This window comes from Phytohabitans aurantiacus (assembly GCF_027923225.1).
In the GTDB taxonomy this organism is placed as follows: Bacteria; Actinomycetota; Actinomycetes; order Mycobacteriales; family Micromonosporaceae; genus Phytohabitans; species Phytohabitans aurantiacus.
Window position 1 is genome coordinate 30,465 of sequence record NZ_BSDI01000035.1, and the last position, 20,353, is coordinate 50,817.

Consider the following 20,353-nt stretch of genomic DNA (forward strand, 5'->3'; position numbering starts at 1 on the left):
CGCCTAGCCCCCACTTCCATCCGGTACTTCGAAAATGACCTCGGAGATCGCGACATCCTTGAACGTGGTGCCCGGGTAGGTCGCCTCGACCTCCAGCGTCACCGCCGACACCCCGCCCGCGTCGACGTCGATCGACTGTGGATCCACGGTGTCCTTCAGCTCCCAGCTCGCCACCCACGAACCGGCGCGCACCTGCAGGCGCCGTACCCGCTCGTTGTTCGTGAAGTCCCGCTCCGAACGCGCGTCGCCGTTGACGATGGTGATGCGGGCCAGCTGCATCTCTCGGGCGAACCGGTACGTGAGGCTCACGCCGACGTTGCTGGGCAGTCGCTTGCCGTCACTCTGCCACGTCGTGCCGTTCTTACCGTCCACTGTGTTCAGCACGTTGAAGCGCGGGTCGTTGGGGAGCGTGCTGGACGCGGTGGCCTGGATGTCCTGCTGGGCGACCCGCACCAACCCGCCACCGCCAGCGGGTGGATCCTGCTCCTGTGACTGGTTCGGATCAGGGCCCCGGTTGGCGAAGAACACGGCCGCCGCGATCAGGGCCGCCGCGATCACCAGCGCCCAGCCCACCGGGATCATCCACCGGTTGCTTCGCCTGGGCCTCGGCGGTTCGGGCTCGAACGGTATGACCGGCTCCGGGAGCGGCGGCGCCGCCACCGGCGTCGGGCGCCGGCCCTGCAGCTCCAGGCCGCAGCGCTGGCAACGGATGCGTTCCAGCGGGTTGCGCTCGCGGCAGCGCGGGCACTCCACCTCGTCGAGCCCGAGGGCGGGCCGATCGTCCACTGTGGTCGCGCCGCGCCCGAACAGGTCCGTGCGCAACACGTCGGTCGCCTCGCCCTGCTCGCCGGGCACGCGCGCCGGGCCCGCCTCCGAGTCCACGGGCGCGGAACGCAGCAGCACCAGCGGGTACCCGCAGGTCGGGCAGAGCCGTTCGCGGTCCGGCCGGACGGGCGTGCCGCAGTCCGGGCACGCCACCGTCTGCCGGCCGGCTGGCGCGTCAGCCACCGTCCGCTCCTCCCTCTCCGGGCGCCGCCTCCGGCGGCTGCTGTGGTGGCTGCGGCGGCCGCGCCCGGCCCCTCGCGGTGCCCGGCGCCGCGCCTTGCGGTGGGAACGCGCGCACGCTGGCGCGGCCGCGGGTCGGGCTCTGTGGGTACCGCACATCCAGCTCGACCTGCGCGCCCAGTGGCAACTCGACCTCCAGAAAGCCGCGCACCTGCTGCTCGCTCAGGTGGCCGGTGTGATCGAGAGACACCCGCACCACCGGGTCCGCCGGCGGCACCTCATCGCGTATCCCGTACACGCCACCGCCGTCCGATACGGTCACCCGCGCGCCGGTCGCCGCCTCCAGCAGCCCTTCGACGCCGTACCGCGTGCCGCGCCAGCCGAGCAGCCGGCCCACCTGCCGCACCAGCGCCCTGCGGTACGCGGGTGGGTCGGTCGGCTCCAGTACCAGCCCCAACCAGGACGCGATGAACTGGAGCATCTCCGGCGTCGCCAGCCCGGCGTCGACCTGGTACTCGATGCTGTCGACGCGGGCGAGCACGGTGTCGGCGACCTCTTCGAACGCGCTGGCGAACCCGGCCAGTACCGGATCCGCCGCCATCGCCCGCGGCATCTGCTCGACCAGCCAGCTCATCGCCCAACCTCCGTCACTGCCGTACCTCGACCCTGTGCTGGAAGGACATGAACAGCGCGCCCGGCTGCAGCCGCACCCGCTGGTCGACCTGCTCGATGGCCCGCTCCCGGCGCAGGTCGGCGGTGATGAAGTGCACCGCCTCCACGCCCTGTACGCCCAGCGCGCCGTGCAGTACCCCGTACACGTCGCCGAGCTGCAGGTCGATCCCGAACGGCCAGCCCTGCCCACCCGGCCCACCGGTCAGCGGATTGATGTACTCGTACAGCGCCTGCTCGGCGCGCTCGCGCACGGTCTCGGGGCGCATGCCCGGCTCGGCGCGCACCTCGGCGGCCACCTTCACGCCCTGGTACCGGGGCGTCTCGACGCGCAACCGCATGGTGAGCAGCCGGCGCGGTTCGAGGTACGCCTTGATCTGCTCCTCCAGCTCCGGCGGGATGATCAGGTCGTCGAGCACCAGCTGGGCGGGCGGCACGTCGACGCGCGGGATGACGAGCAGCCGCGCCGGATCACCGGCGTTCTCCGGAGGCAGGCAGCGCGCCCGGGCGACGGCCGGTGCCGCGTCCAGCGTCAGCCGTTCCACGTCTTCGGCGGTGACCGCCCGGCGAGCCCCGCGCAACAGCATCGGTCCGCGCAGCTTGGCGTTCGCCACGGTCTCCGGGTCGACGCCGCCGCGGCTCGGGTCCAGGTTTGTCACCGAGGCGACGAACGGGATCGACGTGTGCAGTACGGTCAGCCGGTTCGCCGCCACGTTGCCGCGCCGCCCACCGCCGAAGCGATAGCCGGTCACCCACACCTGCGCGTCGATCGGCGGGATCGTGCCGTGCTGCTTGACCCGGCCGTCCCGGTCGATCACCTGCGGCCCGAAACGGATCTCGCCGGAGGCACCCGACCACGTGAAGACCCGGTCGTCCTCGGTCGCGTCCGCCAGGTCGGCGACCTCCGACCAGGTCTGCTCCTCCGGGTCGGTCGCGCGGTCGTGCCGGGGCAGCACCACCCGCACCGTCTCATCTGGACGGCGCGGCAGCACGGGCACGCGGCGTACCTGGAACACCTGGCCGGGCTTGCCGTCGCTGGTGCCGAGCAGCTCGGCGGGCGCGGGCTCCGCGTGGTACCCCGTCACCGCCCCGCCCAGCGCCACGACCGACAGCGACTCCAGCTGCGGCGGGTTGCGGTACTCGGGCTGGCCGGGCTCGGGCCGGGTCAACCGGCACCGCAGCCAGTGCGCGCGCCGGGCGCCGAGCGCCAGCGTCTCGTGGCGCGGCGGCATGAGCAGCGTCACCTGGCCGGGGCTGTTGAACCCGGCGCTGGTGTCGTCGAGGATGCGCACGTCGCGCCACTCCCGGCCGTCCCACGCCTCCCAGCAGCGCGGCGGGCGGCGCGGGTCGACACCGGCGCCCTCCGGGCCGGTGGTCACGTCGAGCCGCAGCAGGTGCGAGGCCACCGACTCGGCGAACCCGAAGTACACCGCCTCGTCGGGGCGCAGCGTGGAGAACAGGCGCACCGACGTGGCCGCGCGGCGCAGGTCGTCCCACCGGTCCTCGTACCGGTCGCCGGTCGGCGTCAGGCACGCCACCAGCTGCGGCGGCACCAGGCGCAGGTCGGACTCGGTGAGGAAGATGATCGGCTCCTCGTCGCCGCTGCGCTCGGTGCTCACCTGGCTGCCGGCCGGTATCCGGATCGCGTCCTGCCGCGGCGCGGTCAGCGTGAAGAGCAGGTCCGCGCGCGACGGCACGGCCGAAAACAGCTCGACGCCGACCAGCTCCAGGAACTTGATGTACAGGCGGTCCGGCACCTGGTTGAGCCGGTACAGCGTCATCTCGGTCATCCACGCGAACAGCTCGATCAGCGCCACGCCCGGGTCGGACACGTTGTGGTCCGTCCAATCGGGACAGTGGCGCGGGATGCGGCGCTTCGCCTCGTCGACGATGTCCTGGAAGCGCCGGTCGTCGAGGTTCGGCGCGGGAAGGCTCATGACGCTCGCTCCTCGGTGGGGATCGTGTAGAAGGGGAAGACGAGGTTGCGGGTGTCGTTGGTGGTGCGCACTCGGTACGCGATCTCGATGAAGACGGCGCCGCTGGCCTGCTCGGGCACGGCGGTGACCTGGTCGAGCCTGATCCGCGGCTCCCAGCGCTCCAGCGCCTCGCGCACCGCCTGCTCGATCATGCCGAGCGTGGTCGGTGTCAGCGGCGAGAAGACCAGGTGCCACATCGCGCAGCCGAAGTCCGGGCGCATGACCCGCTCGCCCGGCATCGTCGACAGGATCATCCGGATGGCGCCGTCGAGCTCCTCCGAGCCCGTGAACAGGCGCACCGCGCCCGAACGCGAGATGGCGGCCGGGAATCCCCAGCCGTTGCCTACGAAGTCGCCGTTGTCCGTCATGCGAGCACGTCCGGTGAGCCGACCACGATCTTGCCGACCGGGAGGTCCACGGGGTCGTTGCACGTCATCACCGTGTCACCGAGGCGGGCCAGCGGCTGCCCGTTGACCAGTACGGCCGGGGCGCCGATGATGACCCGGCCGAGGTTGGTCGGTGGTTTGCTGAACGACGTGCCCGGCGGCGGGATGTGCGGCGGCGTGTTCTGCGCGATGCTGCCGACGATCGCGGCCGGCAGCCCGTTGACGAAGACGTCGGGCGACAGCGACATCAGCAGCGGGCCGGAGAACGGCAACGGGACCGGCGACGGGCCGCCCGGCGTGATCACGATGTGCGTGTCCATCGCCACGACCTGGTCGTTCTGGCGGGCCACCGGCTGGGTCATCGCTCTCCCCTCCTCAGTTCAGCTTGATGGGCTTGCCGGACGCGGTCAGCGGACCACTCGCGGTGACCTCGATCTGTGCGGCGCTCAGCGCGAGCTTCTGCGTCGCCTTTATCTCGATCTGGGTCGCCGAGATGACCAGCTTCTGCTCACCGGTCACTTTGGACTCGGTCTTTTCCAGGTGTACGTGGCAGGTGTCGCCGCCCAGCGACAGGTGCACCGAAGGCGTCGGGTCGTCGGTCATCGTGAGCCGCGAGTCACCCCTGCTGACCAGCGCCCGCGACTGCACCACCCCGTTGGCGCACGGGTCCGGCTCCGGCGGCGGGTCCTGCCTGTTCCACAGTCCACCGAAGACCACCGGCCGGGTCTTGTCGTCGAGCTCGAACCCGACCAGTACCTCGTCGTCGACCTCGGGAATCCACTGCATGCCGCGCTTCGGGCCGCCGCCCGGCGTCACCACGCGCGCCCACGTGCTTTCGTCCTCTTCGGACAGTGTGGGGAACGTGACCTTTACCCGGCCCAACTTTTCGGGGTCGGCGTTGTTGGTGACGATGCCGATGACGAGGCTCCCCCACGAACGCCTTTCCACGCCGCCGTTCGACAGCCCGCCGCCGCCGGCCGCACCGATCAGGTCGGCCAGTCCCGACGACTCCTTGCCACCGCAGACGAACCGCGTCACGTACGGGCGGCCGGCGCCGTAGACGTGCTCGACGCTCGTGACCCGGTACTTGCCGGTCAGGCGCGCGCCCACCTGCTCGATGCGCACCTCGCCGCCCGCGCCCATCAGCGGATCGCCGACGGCCTCGCCCCGAAGGACCACCTCGCCGCCGGAGGTGCGTAGCAGGAACGAGCGCGCCAACGCGTCGGCCTGTGCCTGGTCCGCCACCGGAAACTGGCCGGCCGAACGGCGTACCATGCCAAAACCTTGCCGCGCGGACGCCGCCATCTCCAGCGCGGCCGGCGCGTCGGTGCCTGGATCTCCTTCCGTGGCGCGGCCGGTGACGGCCCGCTTGCCCAGCGGATCCCACCCGCGCACCTGTACCTCGTCGCAGCGCTCGCCCGACGCGAACCGCACGCTGAAGCGGCGCAGGTTCTGGCCCCACTTCAGCGGCGGTGGCGTGCCGGCGCCGGCGGGCTTCTTCTTGAAGTGGAACGTCTGCTCGGTGATCCAGAAGTCGAAGCCGATCCGGCCAGCGCGCCGGCGCAGGAACGAGTAGTCGCTTTCGCTCGCCTGCAACACGTAGTCGTGTACCTCGCCGGTGCCGTCCACATCGGGCGTGAGGCTGTATTCGCCCGCGATGCGAGAAGCGATGTCGGCGTCGGTCACGCGCTGGAAGCTGCGCGACTTCGGCACGCGGGCGAGGCGGTGAGTCAGGTCGAGCCCGGTCAGCACCAGCTCGTGACGGCCCGCACCCCCTTGCTCCACGGCCATCGCGGTCACCTCGCCGGCCGTGACCACGACCGGGTCGCCCTCCGCGCGATATGCGACCTCGATTCTGGTACCGACGGCGAACATCGCGCGATCGAACAGTTCGAAGTGTGGGTCGTCGAAGCGCAGCTCGAAGAAGTCCGGCAACTGGACCGACTCCTCGACCCTCGCGAGCGTCAGGTTCGCGTACATGTCAGGCGGGAGCGGCCGGCCGTCCACGGTCAGCACGACACCGTCAAGGCGCTTCTGCTCAGCCACGGCGACGCACCGGAAGCTCGGGAATCACCAGCAGCGAGCCGGCCCGCACGGCGAGCGGGTCCACCACCGAGTTGGCTTCGGCGATGAGTCGCCACCGGGTCGAGTCCGCGTAGTGCACGGCGGCGATCCGATCGAGCGTCTCGCCCTGTACGACGCGGTGCATGGTGTGCAGGGTCGGCGTATGGGATGTCGGGTTCTGCAACGGCAGCAGGCCGTCGTCCATCCACTGCTTGAGGCTCAGATCGGCCTTGGCGCGCAACGGCATGCCGCTGCTGGCGAAGTACGTGTACTTGATCTGCAGTCGCTCCACAATGGCCTTGAACGAGTGCAGCGTGCCCCAGTGGAACTCGACCCACGGCGGGCGCGCCTTGTTGCGACTGGTATCCGAGCCCGGCAGCGCGGGGTTCACCTTGAGCAGGTCGAGCAGCTTCGTCGTGTGCTTCGTGACGTCGGTGCCCTCGTCGGTCGTGTCGAGCGTGAGACTCAACGCGATGGTGCCCGGCTGGCCCGCCTGGAAGCGCAGCTCGGGAGCGTTGCGTCCCTTGCCTTCCGCGGCGTTCCACGTGTTCGACTTAGTGATCGTCAACTCCGCCGGGTTGAACAGACAGATGATCTCGCCGCCGCCCTCGATGCGCAGGCGCGCCTTCGCGGGTCCGGCGACCTCGTCGGGTCCAGCCATCTCTAGAACACCCCCGCCCACCGGCCGCCGCGGCGCTCGATCTCGCGCAACAGCCGCTCCTCCACCGCTTCCACGACCATGTCCATGTCGACCCCCGCGTTCCCGCCGCTCGTCCCTGCGGCCGCGGCGCCGCTTGCCGTCTCCGCGTCTACGCCGCTCGTCGCTGTCCCGCCGCCCGTGCTGCCGCTCGTCCTGCCGTCGGGCGGGCTTGCCGGCGCGCCGCTGCCGCCACCTCCGGAGAAGCCGCCGGCCGGGGCACCGAACCCCGCGCCGCCCGGTCCCATGGCGCCCAGTCCCATCCCGCCCGGTCCCATCGCGCCCGGTCCCATGCCGTCCAGTCCCGGGCCGCCTGTTCCGGCGCCGCCGAAGGGCGAGGCGCCAGCCTCGATGACCGCCGCCCGGGCCGCGCGCGTGGCCACCTCGGTCACGGCACCCACGGCGCCGACGCCACCGCCGACCGGCAGCCGATCGACCAGGCCGGCACCGGTCTCCGGGCCCGAGGCGCCGTGCGTGCCGTTCGCTCCATTTCCGAGAAGGCCGCCGCCGTTCGCTCCGTTGGTCAGAAGGCCGCGGCCGGCGGCGAGCGCGCCGCGTTCGTCGTCATCGATCGCGCCGGACATCGAGGCGAGCAGGAACCGCGGCCGGCGTACGGGCTGCCGCGCGTGCGACAACTCGTGCGCGAGCACCGATGCGGGTACGCGCGCCGGTGGCGCCGGCAGGTGTACGACCGAACCGGTGGTCGCGCCGAGCGCACCCGCCGACGCGAGAGCGTGCCGCGTCGCCGGCCCAGTGGTGTATCGGGGCGGCAGCGCCGTACCGGTGACAGCCGACGCGAGCGCGTGGAACCGTGCCGGCAACGCCTGCGGCGCCTCCAGCGGGCGCGCCGCCACCGCCGCCTCCCACCGCCGCTGCGGCGACAGGGTCTCGCCCTTGCCGCCCGCCACCGGCAACCCACCCACGACGTCCGCGGACTGCTCCACCGAGGGCGAGGTGGCACGCCGCAGGATCGGCGGGCTCGCGGCCCCCGTGCCCCCGCCAGCGTCGCGCGCGCTGCCCTGCCGGCCGGTCCCGGCCGCCGCCGGCCCTGCCATGACACCGCGCCCAGCCCCGTCCCCGCGCCTGGCCATCCCCCCGACCCCAGCTACCGCACCGCGCACCGCCGCCCCATCGCGCCCCGCGACGCCACCGCGCCCAGCCAACTCACCGCGCCCCGCCACCCCAGCTACCGCACCGCGCACCGCCGCCCCAGCTACCGCACCGCGCACCGCCGCCCCGTCGCGCCCAGCGACGCCACCGCGCCCAGCCAGCGCACCACCAAGGCTCGCCGCGCCACCACGCGCGGCCGTCACTCCCAGACCACCGCGCACGCCAAGCTCACCAGCCAGCCCGCTGCCAAACCCAGCCCCGCGACCCGCCGGGCCACCGTCCAGCGCACCCAGGCCACCGCCGCGCGCACCCAGGCCGACCCGGCCGCCGCCGCGCGCCAGGCCACCCCAGCCACCCAGCGCACCCGAGCTGCCGCCCCACGCACCCGAGCCAGCCGGGTCGCCTCCCGGCACGCGCGGGTCGCCTCCCGGGACGCGGGGGTCGTCTCCCGGCACGCGTGGGTCTGCGGAGGCGGCGCGCCGCGCCAGGTGGGCTGCCAGGCCGCCGATTCCGGCGAGCGAGCCCAGTCCGGCCGTGGCTCCGCCGCCGGCCGGTGTTCGGGGCAAGCCGCCGCCCCGCGACGCCGGTCCGAGCCGGACCGGGGCGCCACCGGTAGCAGACGGGCCCGGCGCGCTCTCGGCCGCAGCTCGCGCGATCGAACCGCCGCCCGATGCGAGCCAAGCGGCTGGCGCGATGGAGCGGCCGCCTGATGCGAGCCCGGCAGCCGGTGCGACGGAGCGGCTGGCCGGTGCGAGCCAGGTGGCGGCCCCCGGCCGGACCGCGGCGTCCCCCGCCACGCTCGCGGACCAGGACAGGCTCGCCGATCGGCCGAGCGGCATCTGGCCGGCCACGCCCGCAGGCCCGGCGCTACCCGCCGAGTGTCTGTCTTGACCCGCCCCCTGGCGCGGAAGTGCGATACCTCGACGCGAGCCTCCGAAGCCGGCGGACGGCTCGGCGCTCGTGGGTGCGGACGTCGCGCTCGCGGACCGGGTCGGCGGCGCGGTCGCGGACCGGGTCAGTGGCGCGGTCGCGGACCGGGTCAGTGGCGCGGTCGCGGACCGGGTCAGTGGCGCGCTCGCGGACCGGGATGCCGAGCCGGAGGCCGGCCGTGCCGCGGGTCGCGCTCCGGTGGGGCGCTGCGCATGGAGGCCGGCGAGCGACGCCGATCGGGCCGCAGTGCCAGGCAAGCCGGCCGCCGCACGCTGCTGGCTGGTGGCCTCGCGGTGGCCGGAACCCGCGCGGTCAGCCGCCGGCGCTGGCCTGGGCCGCGACGGTGTCTCGGACCGGATGGCGCTCGCTGGTCGGGGCGGGCTCATCTGGACGGCACCTGTCGGGTCGGGCGTGGTACCCGGCGGCAGCAGGGCCCCGCCGAGCACCGGCAGATCGCCGGCACCTTGTGGCGGCCGGAACGCCGCCACACTCGCTTGACGCGTCGCGAGCGGCGTGCCGGTCGCAATCTTGAACACTTGTTGCTGCCCTGGCGACAACGAACGTTCAAGATCTCCGCCAGCCGCCGCGCCGCCGCGCCCGAGCGCGGCGCCACCAGGCACCCCACCCCCGACCCGCCGCCCACCTACCGAACCACCACCGCCGCCAGCCGCGCCACCCGCAAGGGCGCGGCCGCCGCGAGCCGCGCCACCCGCAGAGGCGCGGCCGCCAAGGGCGCCACCGCCGCGAACCGCGCCACCCGCAAGGGCGCGGCCGCCAAGGGCGCCACCGCCCCGAACAGCGCCGCCGGCGAGAGCGCCGCCACCGACCGCACCGCTGCCACGAGCGCCGCCGCCGAGGACGGCGCTGGAAGAAGCCGCGCCTGCGGAAGCCGCGCCGCGGGCGCCGGCCATCGGCGGTGGTCGCATGGGTTGGTGGCCCGCGATGCCCGCGCCGATCGCGGGTCCCGCGGGCGGCAATAGGCGCACGGCTCGCGCCGCGGCCGCGGTGGCGCCGATCGCCCCGGCGCCTCCAAGCGCGGGACGATGCGCGGTGAGCATCAATGGTGGACGGACCGCCAGCGCGCCGACGACGTGAGCGGCCTGGCCCGGTAGGGGCGACTGGGCGAGTGGACTGTGCTGCGCCGCCAGGGTGCGGCGGCGCAGCAGGCGGGTGACCGTGCCGATCGTGCGGCGAAGGCGCAGGCGCAGCCGTCGCGCGAGCGGGTCAGGCGTTGGAACGGAAGCCACAGTGGCACACCTCCAACTCCTCGACCGCCAGCTCCCGCGACGAGGCGGCAAGCTTGGGGCCGCTCCACCGGACCGGTCGCGCGTCGAAGAACGACCAGGTGCGGACCGGTTCGCCGGCCGCGTTGAGCACGCTGACGGTGCCGTCGAGCGGCGTGACCTTGTTTCCCGCCTTGGTGAATCCCTCGCCGGAGAACTGCATCAGCCAGTCGAAGAGCGCGTTGGTATCCGTGAGTCCACGCTTGAAGATGAGGTTGGGCCACTTCATGCGCCCCATGAGCTTGTGGGTGTACGCGTTCTGCCCGCCCTCGGCCAGATCCTCGACCTCGATCTGGACCGAGAGCCCCGACACCTCGGTGAAGTAGCCGATCGGCTTGGGGCCGACCTCGAACTTGAACTTCCCCACGAACGGTGGGTCGATGGTGCGTGCCGCGTTAGCCACCCTGGACTCCTTGCCAAGCGCGTTCGTTCAACCCGCCGACCTCTTGCAGCAGCCTGATCCGGTCGCCGTGCTCGAGGTCGAGCAGGCTGTCGAAGGTCCAGTGCAGGTGGTACGCGAGGTAGGCGATCTCCTGCCACAGCTCGTCGTGCGAGTAGTGCCCTAGGCCACCTCCGCCGACTCCATCGGGAAAGGGGTCCCTGGCTCCATCGCCTCCAGGATGCTGGGGTCCTGGAAGTTGATGATCCGGTACAGGTCCTGCAGGTAGGAGAAGTCGCTGACGAACAGCGACTCGATCGTCTTCGTCGACACGCGCGCGACGGTGCCGAGCTCGGTGACCACGCGGGCCAGGACGATGACGGTGGCGTACGCGTCATTTTCCTTGACCCGCGGATCACGCAGCGGCTCGATCTCGTCGCGCGCACACGCCAGTCGCATGACACCGGTGCGGTGCAGCGTGCCGTGGTCGTCGACGTAACCCTTCGGCAGGGTGAAGGGGTACTCGGTGCGCAGGCTCATTCCCGCCGCAGCCCTTCGTGCGTGATAGTGAGCTTCTCCGTGGCGATCTCGTTGCTGCCGGCGTCGAGCTCCGCGCCGGTCCACTTGGACGGCCAGCCCATGTCGAAGGACCAGCGGGCGACCTCGGTGTGTGTCGAGTCCTTGATGACGATCGACCCGTTGCGCCGGGCGTCGTCGATGACGCCGTCCTCGACCTGCTGGCGCCATTCCCACAGCGCCTTCGACTCGTCGATCCGGCGCTCCAGCGTGATGTCGCTCCACTTCATCGCGCCCGGCACCTTCCGGATGATCATCTTGCCGTCCTTGGTGGCTTCCTTGTACTCGATCGTCTCGGTCTCCGCCTCGACACCAGAGCACTTGCGGAAGCTGGCCATCTCCACGCCGTCCACCTCCAGCACGAAGCTGAAAGTGGTCATCAGGTCAGGCATCGTGAACCCCTATCCCTCGCTCGCAGAGCCGCCGCCCTGCCACTGGCTGATCCGGAAGATGACGAACTCGGCCGGCTTGACCGGCGCGATACCGACGTCGACGACCAGCCGCCCCTCGTCCACTGAGGACGGTGGGTTGTTGCTCGCGTCGCACAGCACATAGAAAGCCTGGTCCGCGGTGGCACCGACCAGCGCGCCCTGCATCCACAGCCCGCGCAGGAACGAGCTGATGTTGCGCTTCACCCGCTGCCACAGGTCGAAGTCGTTGGGCTCGAACACCGCCCACTGGGTACCGCGCCGGATCGACTCCTCGATGAAGTTGAAGAGCCGCCGCACGTTGACGTACCGCCAGCTCGGGTCGGTCTTGGCGAGCGTGCGGGCGCCCCAGATCTTCGTGCCGTAGCTGCCGAACGACCGGATGCAGTTGACGCCCTCGGGGTTCAGCAGGTCCTGCTCGCCGTTGGTCACGTCGGTTTCCAGCCGGGCGATGCCGCGCAGCGCCTCGTTGGCCGGTGCCTTCCAGACGCCACGGGTGGCATCGGTGCGGGCCCACACGCCGGCGACGTGCCCGACGGGCGAGACGGTGATGAACCGTTCCCCGTTGGTGGCGCCGGGCCGCGCGAGCGGGTTGGTGACGACGAGGTTCGGGTAGTAGAGCGCGCCGAACGCCGTGTCGCGGGCGAGCTTGCTGCGCCACTCCAGGGCACGGGTGGCGTTGAGGCCGGGAGGCGTGTCCAGTACCGCCATCCGGGTGTGGCTTGCCTCGCACCAGTCGACGACCTGCTTCTGCACCGCGAGGTACGTATCTTCGTCGAGGCTGCCGTCTTGGTTGGTGGCGATGGTGACCAGGTCGGGGATCGCGACGATGGTGACGTTGTCGGCGATGGCCAGACCCTGGTATCCGGTGCGGTCGGCGACCGAGCCCTCCAGGTCGGCCGGCGTCACGGAGACTGGATCAGGGGCCGGAGCCTCCAATGTGTACCGTCCGGGAGCCGGCACCCGCTCGGCGAGCGCGACACCCTGTACGGGCTGCACCTCGACGCGGAGAACCTTGGAGCGCTCGTTGATCGTGCGCTCGATGGTGCGCGCGCTCTTGCCGCTGAACGCCAGGCCGCCGATCTCCTCGCGGAGCGCGCCGTCCTCGTACACCCGCAGGGTGTACTCCTGCTTGTTGTCGCTGCCCTCCTGGCCCTCCGCGGGCGCCGCCGGCGGCACGACCTCGACCTCGACCCGCGCGCCCGCGTTGAGCGCCGAGACCTTGAGGCTTTCGACGTCGGGGCGGCCCGCGGCGGGCAGGCGCAGCGTCGCGTGCCCGTCGCCGTTGTCGCCGTTCCCACCGGGTACGCGCACGACGTAGCACGCGCTGCCACCGTTTTCGAAGTATCCGCGCACCGCGTGCGGCAGCATCGCGCCCCGCACGAACCCCCCGTAGACGCGCTCGTACTGCGGCCAGCTCGTGACGAGCTGTGGCTTGACACCCTCAGGGTCGGTTGGATCCCCCTGCTCGGTGTCGTACTTCTCGGTGAAGCCGACGAACGCCGCGATCGCCGTACCCACCCCTTCGATCGGCATCGAGCCGCTCGGTTGCTCCTCGATGTAGACGCCAGGCGCCCCGTACGACGCGGCCACGGCTACCCTCCCCCTCGTTGTTTCAGGCCTGCACCGCGCTGGTCAGCAGCGCGGGGTCCAGCTCGGTCGAATAGAACTCGCCGTAGTGCAACGGCGGGTAGACGCGCATCATGGGCTGCTCTGACGAGCAGGCCAGCACCTTGACCTTCGGAAACCGGTGCACGATAAGCGCCACGAGCGCGGCGGTCTCGCGCTGGTCGAGATCGAGCACCACCACGTCCGGCAGTACCTCGACGAGGCGGCCCATGACGTCGGCGGCAGTCGTCGCGACGAGCTCGATGCCGTCGACGCGGAGGATGTCCTCCAGGCCAGCCCGGTGCAGCGCACCGAAGTCACCCATCAACACCCGCGTCACGCATACGAGCGTCGCGCCAGGAGGCTCCCGCCGTAAGGCTCAGCGGTGCAGCCAAAGGTGCAGTCTCGCGCGGAAGGCATAGAGGAGAAGGGCTCGGCTGCGCCATCATCGAGGCATGTGGCATCGCGCGCGCGGTGACTCCGCCCGGTCGGCCGCCGGGCGCGCGGACGAGGGCGCCAACCAGGAGCCGGTGCCGCTTATCGCGGCCCTCCAGCGGTACGCGGGCAACCGCGCCGTCCAGCGGATGCTCGACAGCGCGACCCGTCCGGTGGGTGCGGCTCCCGACGCGGCGGCGGCCTTCGCGCTGGCCACATCGGGTACCGCCGGACCCGTGCCCATGCGCGCGGAGATGGAACGGGCGTTCGGCGCCGACTTCGGTGGTGTCCGGGCGCACCTGGGTGGCGCGCCGGCGCGCGACGGGCTCGCGATGCTGGGCGCCAGCGCGGCGACCCACGGCTCCGACGTGGTGTTTCGTGACGCGTCCCCGTCTCGCCAGCTGGTGGCCCACGAGTTGACCCACGTGGTGCAGCAGAGCGGCGGCACCGCCGCGCCGACGGGTGTGAGCAGTCCGGGCGACGCGGCCGAGCGGGCAGCGGAGGCGGTGGGCGGGGCGGTGGCCCGTGGCGAGACCGCGCCCGAGGTCGGCGGCGCGACCAGCGAGATCCACCGCGCCGTCGCGACGGCCGGCGGCGTCTGGGACACCGCGAGCTACTCGACGGTGTCGAGCCCCGGCGTCGTGGGCGCGACGATCGACGTGACGTTCACGCCGAAGGATCCGGTCGTCGCCGACAACATCGGCCTCACCCAGTCGGTGACCACGCTCCGGTCGACAAGCGCGGGCGGCGCGGTCGACGACCCGAGCTTCGTCAGCGACCGCAACAAGGACCTGTCGCTGCCAGCTGGCTCGCGCGACCGGGGGCGGGCGATCGACCAGGGCGACGGGAGCACCGTGCCCAACACCAACCCGCTGTACGCCGTCGAGAACGCGCCCGGCAGCATCTCGGCGACGCTGGGCGACGTGGCTCCCTCGGCGGGGTTCGGCACGCACGCCAGCCGCAAGCAGCGCCCCGACGGCACCTTCGTGGAGACCGCCGGCAACCTCAAGGACACGCCGCGGCGGGGCATCGAGTTCCCCGGGCAGGAGTGGCGGCAGGCGTTCGAGACGACGGCGATCGCGCTCGACGGGCCGCTCGCCAACATGTATATGGGATCGGTCGAGTGGGGCTGGCGGTCCGACGCCAAGGGCAAGGTCACGCTGGACCCCACGGCGCTGCGGGTGGTGCGCATGGGGCCGCCGAGCGCGGCGTTCACCGACGCGGCCCGGCTGTGGAACTCGACGACCTTCACCGATACGGCCACCGGCACCGCGTACAACACCGTCGACCTGCCGCTGTCGGAGCAGACCGTCGTCGTGCCGATGCCGTTCGGGTTGCCGCCGCTCCAGTTCAACGTCACCGACGACCCGGGTGGCCTGCCCACCGTCGACCTCGCGCTGCGGCTCGCCGGGCTCAAGACCGAGCTGGCGGGGCTCGCCGACGGGCCCGACAAGGTCCGCAAGAACTTCCTGAAGCTGGCCTACGATCGGGAGCTCGGGCGGCGAAACGTCAAAGTGGCGGTGAAGGTGAAGAGCACCGAAGACTGGTTGGGCGCCGACCACGTGTATTGCCGGCTGGCCGGCTCGAAGGTGCACGTGACCCCGACGAAGAAGCTCAACGACGGTGACAGCTTCGATTTCCTGGTGCCGCTGAGCGCGTTCGCCACCGACCTCCCGCTGACCCAGCAGGTGAAGATCGAGGTGTTCGACGAAGACTGGCCGGACGCCGATGACAAGCTGGTCTCGATGACCTGGGATCCGCCGTACGCCCCGCTGCAGAACTCAGCCACGATGGACGACGCGGACTACGACGTCCACGTCAGCTTCGAGCGGTGACCGCGCTCTCGTGGGGCGAGCCCGTCGACGGGCTCCGCCTCGGCATCGCCGGCACCGGCGCGTCGATCGCCCTGCACTTGGGCAACACCGGCGACGCCCCGCTGACGGTGCTGAGCCACGTGATGGCGCCGGACGAGGCGCACCTGGACTGGTTCACGGTCACGCTGACACGTGGCGACAGTGAGCCAGTACAGCTGCGGTTTCTCGACGACCGCAACCGTTCCGCGGAGATCACCGTCGAGCTGCCGCCCGGCAGCGAGCTGGCACACCGCGTCGATCTCGTGGCATGGGCCGCCCGCCCGATCAACGGCGAGGTCGCACTGGAGCCGGGCACCTATCGCGTGACCGCCTCCTACGAGGTCCCGCCCGACGGGGCAACCTGGACCGGCACCCTCCACAGTGGCTCGATCGAGACTCAGTTGTAGACGGTGCCGGCCTGGTCGCGAATCGTGATACCCAGGCGGCGGGCCCAGGTGCCCAGCTCCTGCGGGATCGGGGCGCTCTGGATCGGCACTTCGAGGACCATCGGACCTTGGAGGCGCTGGCCGACGAGGTTGCCGTAGAGCTGGCGGTTTCGTGGCGTGTCGGCGATGAGGTTGCCGGGCCCGTACTTGTCGAGGAACTCGTTGACGTACTCCTCGACCCGCTCCGGCCGGATGCTGGCGAGCTGCGTCTCCTTGCGCGAGACGATCGCCTGCCCCGGGGTGTACCCGTCGACGATCATGCCGTTCGCCAGGCGCAACTCTTCGGCGGCGTACACGCCTCGCTGCGCGGCGTTGAAGTCGTTGCCGCGCATCACGCGCTCGGCCCAGCTCTCCACGGGCTCGCGCGACTCGAGCTCAGGCATGCGGCCCGGCTCCTCGGGACCCGAAGCCGGCGCCTCGTCGACGGCGGACGAGGACGCCCGGCCCTGCTCGCTGAGGTCGGCCCGGGAGCTCACGCCCGTCGCGTCCGCACGCCTCGACAGGAGGGCCTGCAGCTCGGTGTCGGTGCGCGCGCCGGCGGCGAGGGCGTACAGCTCGTCTTCGTTGCGCAGACCGAGCATGTACAGGGCGTCCTCTCTGGACAGTCCGTGGCTCTCGACCCGCCGGAGGAAGTCGTCGGCCAGCTCGCGGCTCGGCGAGAGGCGGGCGTTGGCGGTGCGGCCGAACTCGGCTAGCGTGCCCTCGGTCACGCCCTCGGCGTGCGCGACGCTCACCCGGGGCGTACTGGTGTTGAGCTCGGTCACCGTGATCCGGGTGGCGCCCGCTTCCGCCTCGACGGCTTCCAGTACGGCGTTCGCGCCCGTGCCGGAGCGGATCAGCCGGACGGTGCCGAGCCCCGCCGCGGTGATCCCGACGACGCTGAGCACGATGTTGAGCGCGCCCATCGCGATGAGCCCGTGCGCGGCCTCCTGCTGCTGCGCGTCGAGCACCGTCGAGCCGATGCCGAGGCTGAGCACCTGACCCTGCTCGTACTGCTCCAGCCCTGTGACGATGCCGTAGCCGGCCAGCCCGATGTCGAGCGCGATACCGATGGGCGCCGTGGGCGGGAAGATCGTCAGCAGCAGCGCGGCGATGGTGGCGAGCCCGATGAGGACGGCCTCCGCCTCGGCGTCCGACGCGGCCCGCTCAAGGTCGTGCCGCACGACGGCCTGCACGTCCGGCGGCGCGAGCGGCAGCAGCTCGCGCAGCACCGGGCGCGGGATCGTGTAGTCGAACCCCGGTTCGCGGGTGCGGGCCGCCAGCTCGGCGAAGTTCGCGCGCCGGGTCTCGATCGCGGTGTCGATCCGGGCGAGCAGTTCGGCGTCGGACACGCGGGAGTTGATGAGGTCTGCGGGCAGGACCTTGAAGCCCTCCTCGCCGAGCTGGCGCAGCACGGGACGGATCTGTTCGAGCGCTGCGGCCTCCGCGCTGACTCCTGGGTACGCGCCGAGCGGCTGGCCGCCGACGTCGGGCGCTGGCGTGTCGGGCTGGAACCCGGGCGGTGGCGTGGGTGCGCCGGATTCCGCCTCGGCCGCTTCCTGCAGCGTCTCCAGCGGGCTCGGGGTCGCGCCGGACAGGTCCGGGTGGGAGTACTCGAAGTTGATCGCGCCCTGGATCTCGTGGCAGTACTGGCAACCGCCACCGATCTCGTTGCGCGCGACGCGGCCCTCGACCCGCCGGATGGCCGCGCTGTGCGACCGTGACCGCCGCTCCGCCGCGTCCAACTGGATCGACGGGCGCGGGCCGGTCGCGGCGCGCCTGATCAGTGCGCGTTCCTGCTCGGCGAGCACCTGCCGGCGCAGCTCTTCGGGGCTGAGCTGCTGGTGAAGGTACGTGCTCCACTCGACCAGCGCGGCCCGGTTGCCTTCGAGGCGAACAGCGGTGGCGGCCAGTACCAGCCGCCGGAACGCCTCGAAATCGGCGTGCAGCCGCTGGACCATTCCTTCCAGGCTGCTGCGCGCCTCGCGGGCCTGTGTCGCGGCCGCCGCGCGCTCCGCGAACATGTCCTCGTTCCACGGCACGCCGCCGGGCAGCGGCCCCTGCTCGGCCACCTGGCGCTCGATGGCGCGCTCCCGCGCGATCTCCCCGTCGATCCGGTCGGCCTCCTGTGCCAGCGCCGCCGACAGGAACTGCGCGCCGTGCAGCCCGCCCTGGGTGACCAGCTGGAGCAGCAGCGCTCGCCGGCCGGCCTCGTCGGGCGGTACGACGACACCGGCGACCTCGATCGGCGCCGCCGCTGCCGGTACACCAGCGTCCTCTGTGGACGTTACAGTGCCGCCGGCCGGCTGGCGCTGCACGCGCGGGCCGGCGCCGGCCTGCTGGACCACGTGGGCGAGCTCGTGTGCGAGCAGCCGTACGCCCGGCGCGGTCGCCGGCTGGTACCGGCCCGGCGCGAACACGACGTCGGTGCCCACGGTAAACGCGACCGCGCCGAGCCTCGCGGGTGCCGGGCTCTCGGTGTGCACCCGCACCGCGGACAGGTCGCCGCCGAGGTGGTCCTCCATGTGCCCCCGCGTGGCCGGGTCGAGAGGACGGCCGCCGCTTCCCGACGGGCTCGTGGCGGCGGGCGAACGCGCGGGCTCGACGGGGCCGGCGACGCGATCGGCCATGCGATCCGCTTCCCGCTCGTACTCGTCACCGGGCGGGCCGACGGCCAGCTTGGGCTGAAGCAGCCGGGCCATCGAGGCGTTGCTCAGCGCGCCCGCGGCGAGCCGCAGCGGGCCGGGCAAAGCCGGTTCCGGCAGGTGCGGCCGATCGGCTGTCGTGGCACGCTCGCGCTCGGGTGCGGCGTCGTGGTGGGCGCCCACCCGTCCGTCGACCTCGTGCGCGTTCGACATTGAGCCGAGTCTGCGCCCAGACAGCCGCCCCCGGGAAGAGCGTCACGGGCAAGGGCCGCAAGTCTGCACCTTTGGGCGAGTCGACCATGGGGTGCTCTTCGTAGGCTGGCGCCATGGCCGCACCACGACGAGCGCGCCTGCGATCCAACGTGGCGCAAGAGTCCGAGAAGCCGCCGGCACCGGCACCCGACGACGTACGGGCGGCGTTGACCGCCGTAGGCAGCGCCGCCATCGCGCGGTGGGCGTCCGGTGAGCACGCCGACGCCGGCCCGATCGTGCTGGGCGAGGCGGCGGTGGGCAACCAGGTCGCGGCCCGTTGGGCGGAACGCACCGGCATAGCCAGCGACGCGACCGAGCGGGCCGCCCACGACATGGCTGGACAGGCCCTGCGCGGGTCGGAGTCCGCGCCGCGGGCCGACGCGCCGGCGGCACGCGACGGCGACCGCCTGCCCGACGGGGTCCGCACGCGCATGGAGGGCTCGTTCGGCGAGAGCTTCGACGACGTGCGCGTCCACGACTCGGAGGGGGCGCACTCGCTCGCCCGGTCGCTGGACGCCCGCGCCGTCACGGTCGGCACCGACATCTACTTCGACCGGGGCCGGTTCAAGCCGGGCGTCGCGACGGGCGATGCCTTGATCGCGCACGAGCTGGCGCACGTGGTCCAGCACCGCAACGGGCAGTTGACGCCCGAGACGGCCGGACGCTGGGAAAACCTGGGCTCTGAGGGCTGGTCGGTGCCGGGGTGGGGCCGGCACCAGTCGACGGTGTGGGTCGGCAGCGAGTCGGAGTGGCGCGGCGTACTCGACGAGGCCGACAACGACGAGGTCTACACCGAGTCGCTGCAAGGGTTCCTGCGTGCCGCCTGCGACCCGGGGATGATCGGCCGCAAGAACCATCAGCTCGGCTGGCCCGACTACCACAACGACGTCAAGCGGGCGCCCACGCGCGCCGAGATCATGGAGTTTCTCAAGGCCCTCTACGGCCTCGGCGAAGATCTCGACCTGTCGCCGAACTGGCTGTTCGGCAGCGGCACCCACCTGCGGCTGATGCGCGGAGAGCTCAGCACCTTCGTGACGAAGTACCAGGGCGACCTCATCCAGCTGATCTCCCGGGAAGGCGTCGGCGGCAGCAAGGTCATCGACCAGGGCGGCGTGGGCGCGGTCGCCGAAGAGGGCGGCAAAGAGGTCCGGGTCAACATGGTCAACTCCGCGATGACCACCGCGGTCGAGGGGTTGGCGCAGCTCATCCGGGCACACGCCGAGGGCGACGAGGGCGCCAAGAGCGACGCCTACTCCGTGATCAGCAACTCCGGCCTGGTCATCCGCCGCACGCTCGACGTGCACGAAGAGGCGATCAAGTTCGAGGGTGAGGTCAACATGTTCCTCATCGACCTCGTGCTCGACGTGACCAAGCTCGACGAGTTGCCCGGCGTGCAGACGCTGCTGCGCCGCACTCCCACCGTCAAGGGCCTACTGAAGAACACGATCAAGAAGATGGGCGCCAGCGCGGCGAAGAGCGGCAACCCGATGGAGCAGGCGGACGCCATCATGGCCACGTTCGAAAACGACGTGAAGGAGCTGGGCCCGGCGGCCGGCGTCGACAGCGTGCTCGACGCCAACACCGAGCGCCTGGCGATCACCACGTTCTCGGCAGCGATGAGCAAAAAATAAG

At 72.0% G+C, this 20,353-nt stretch carries 19 protein-coding genes and 1 pseudogene; 5 read left to right on the forward strand and 15 right to left on the reverse strand.

Annotated features, from left to right (window positions below; genetic code table 11):
• Nucleotides 1-3: 3 nt before the first annotated feature.
• The 8 genes from QMG73_RS29965 to QMG73_RS30000 are packed head-to-tail and all read right to left on the reverse strand — an operon-like array spanning nucleotide 4 to nucleotide 8,473.
• Complete coding sequence (locus tag QMG73_RS29965; protein ID WP_281901240.1) at nucleotides 4-1,008, reverse strand: NADase-type glycan-binding domain-containing protein; 1,005 nt, start codon at nucleotides 1,006-1,008, stop codon at nucleotides 4-6.
• Nucleotides 1,001-1,639: a phage tail protein gene (locus tag QMG73_RS29970; protein ID WP_281901241.1), complete on the reverse strand. Its 639-nt coding sequence runs from the start codon at nucleotides 1,637-1,639 to the stop codon at nucleotides 1,001-1,003. Before QMG73_RS29970 ends, QMG73_RS29965 begins: the two co-directional genes overlap by 8 nt.
• Before the next feature lie 13 nt (nucleotides 1,640-1,652).
• The gene (locus QMG73_RS29975) at nucleotides 1,653-3,611 is read right to left on the reverse strand and encodes a putative baseplate assembly protein (protein ID WP_281901242.1); all 1,959 of its coding nucleotides are present in this window, start codon (nucleotides 3,609-3,611) and stop codon (nucleotides 1,653-1,655) included.
• The gene (locus QMG73_RS29980) at nucleotides 3,608-4,018 is read right to left on the reverse strand and encodes a GPW/gp25 family protein (protein ID WP_281901244.1); all 411 of its coding nucleotides are present in this window, start codon (nucleotides 4,016-4,018) and stop codon (nucleotides 3,608-3,610) included. Before QMG73_RS29980 ends, QMG73_RS29975 begins: the two co-directional genes overlap by 4 nt.
• Nucleotides 4,015-4,398 (reverse strand): PAAR domain-containing protein, encoded by a 384-nt coding sequence (locus tag QMG73_RS29985; protein ID WP_281901245.1) that lies wholly within the window; start codon nucleotides 4,396-4,398, stop codon nucleotides 4,015-4,017. Before QMG73_RS29985 ends, QMG73_RS29980 begins: the two co-directional genes overlap by 4 nt.
• A gap of 13 nt (nucleotides 4,399-4,411) precedes the next feature.
• Nucleotides 4,412-6,082 carry a VgrG-related protein gene (locus QMG73_RS29990; RefSeq protein ID WP_281901246.1) on the reverse strand — a complete coding sequence of 557 codons (1,671 nt, stop codon included), beginning with the start codon at nucleotides 6,080-6,082 and terminating at the stop codon, nucleotides 4,412-4,414.
• Nucleotides 6,075-6,761 (reverse strand): CIS tube protein, encoded by a 687-nt coding sequence (locus QMG73_RS29995; RefSeq protein ID WP_281901248.1) that lies wholly within the window; start codon nucleotides 6,759-6,761, stop codon nucleotides 6,075-6,077. The genes QMG73_RS29990 and QMG73_RS29995 overlap by 8 nt, the downstream gene beginning before the upstream one ends.
• 2 nt (nucleotides 6,762-6,763) lie before the next feature.
• A complete protein-coding gene (locus QMG73_RS30000) occupies nucleotides 6,764-8,473 on the reverse strand; it encodes an eCIS core domain-containing protein (RefSeq protein WP_281901250.1) in 1,710 nt (569 codons plus the stop codon).
• A gap of 394 nt (nucleotides 8,474-8,867) precedes the next feature.
• On the opposite strand from QMG73_RS30000, the gene QMG73_RS30005 reads away from it, so the two are divergent.
• On the forward strand, nucleotides 8,868-9,335 hold the full coding sequence (locus QMG73_RS30005; RefSeq protein ID WP_281901251.1) for a hypothetical protein: 468 nt from the start codon (nucleotides 8,868-8,870) through the stop codon (nucleotides 9,333-9,335).
• 38 nt (nucleotides 9,336-9,373) lie between these two features.
• Nucleotides 9,374-9,817: a hypothetical protein gene (locus QMG73_RS30010; protein ID WP_281901253.1), complete on the forward strand. Its 444-nt coding sequence runs from the start codon at nucleotides 9,374-9,376 to the stop codon at nucleotides 9,815-9,817.
• A gap of 244 nt (nucleotides 9,818-10,061) precedes the next feature.
• Here QMG73_RS30010 and QMG73_RS30015 read toward each other — a convergent pair whose 3' ends face one another.
• The 6 genes and pseudogenes from QMG73_RS30015 to QMG73_RS30035 all read right to left on the reverse strand — a co-directional run bounded on the left by QMG73_RS30015 (nucleotide 10,062) and on the right by QMG73_RS30035 (nucleotide 13,451).
• Nucleotides 10,062-10,523, reverse strand: a complete 462-nt coding sequence (locus QMG73_RS30015; RefSeq protein WP_281901255.1) for a phage tail protein — start codon at nucleotides 10,521-10,523, stop codon at nucleotides 10,062-10,064.
• Nucleotides 10,516-10,665 (reverse strand): annotated as a pseudogene (locus QMG73_RS46495) (DUF6760 family protein); the annotation flags it as partial. The gene QMG73_RS30015 and the pseudogene QMG73_RS46495, both read right to left, overlap by 8 nt.
• Nucleotides 10,666-10,682: 17 nt before the next feature.
• Nucleotides 10,683-11,039: a hypothetical protein gene (locus tag QMG73_RS30020; RefSeq protein WP_281901257.1), complete on the reverse strand. Its 357-nt coding sequence runs from the start codon at nucleotides 11,037-11,039 to the stop codon at nucleotides 10,683-10,685.
• Nucleotides 11,036-11,455, reverse strand: coding sequence for a phage tail protein (locus QMG73_RS30025; RefSeq protein WP_281901259.1), 420 nt, complete (start codon nucleotides 11,453-11,455; stop codon nucleotides 11,036-11,038). Before QMG73_RS30025 ends, QMG73_RS30020 begins: the two co-directional genes overlap by 4 nt.
• A 21-nt stretch (nucleotides 11,456-11,476) precedes the next feature.
• Entirely contained in the window at nucleotides 11,477-13,096 is a 1,620-nt protein-coding gene (locus QMG73_RS30030) for a phage tail sheath family protein (protein WP_281901261.1), read from the reverse strand.
• Between the two features lie 22 nt (nucleotides 13,097-13,118).
• Nucleotides 13,119-13,451, reverse strand: a complete 333-nt coding sequence (locus tag QMG73_RS30035; protein WP_281901262.1) for a hypothetical protein — start codon at nucleotides 13,449-13,451, stop codon at nucleotides 13,119-13,121.
• A 115-nt stretch (nucleotides 13,452-13,566) separates the two neighbouring features.
• Between QMG73_RS30035 and QMG73_RS30040 the strand changes: the two genes are divergently transcribed.
• Complete coding sequence (locus tag QMG73_RS30040; RefSeq protein ID WP_281901263.1) at nucleotides 13,567-15,381, forward strand: eCIS core domain-containing protein; 1,815 nt, start codon at nucleotides 13,567-13,569, stop codon at nucleotides 15,379-15,381.
• The gene (locus QMG73_RS30045) at nucleotides 15,378-15,806 is read left to right on the forward strand and encodes a hypothetical protein (RefSeq protein ID WP_281901265.1); all 429 of its coding nucleotides are present in this window, start codon (nucleotides 15,378-15,380) and stop codon (nucleotides 15,804-15,806) included. The genes QMG73_RS30040 and QMG73_RS30045 overlap by 4 nt, the downstream gene beginning before the upstream one ends.
• Here the strand turns inward: QMG73_RS30045 and QMG73_RS30050 are convergent.
• Complete coding sequence (locus tag QMG73_RS30050) at nucleotides 15,797-18,682, reverse strand: DUF4157 domain-containing protein (RefSeq protein WP_281901266.1); 2,886 nt, start codon at nucleotides 18,680-18,682, stop codon at nucleotides 15,797-15,799. The two genes, QMG73_RS30045 and QMG73_RS30050, sit on opposite strands and share 10 nt — an antisense overlap.
• A 113-nt stretch (nucleotides 18,683-18,795) precedes the next feature.
• On the opposite strand from QMG73_RS30050, the gene QMG73_RS30055 reads away from it, so the two are divergent.
• Nucleotides 18,796-20,352 carry an eCIS core domain-containing protein gene (locus tag QMG73_RS30055; protein WP_281901267.1) on the forward strand — a complete coding sequence of 519 codons (1,557 nt, stop codon included), beginning with the start codon at nucleotides 18,796-18,798 and terminating at the stop codon, nucleotides 20,350-20,352.
• The last annotated feature ends 1 nt before the right edge of the window (nucleotide 20,353 follow it).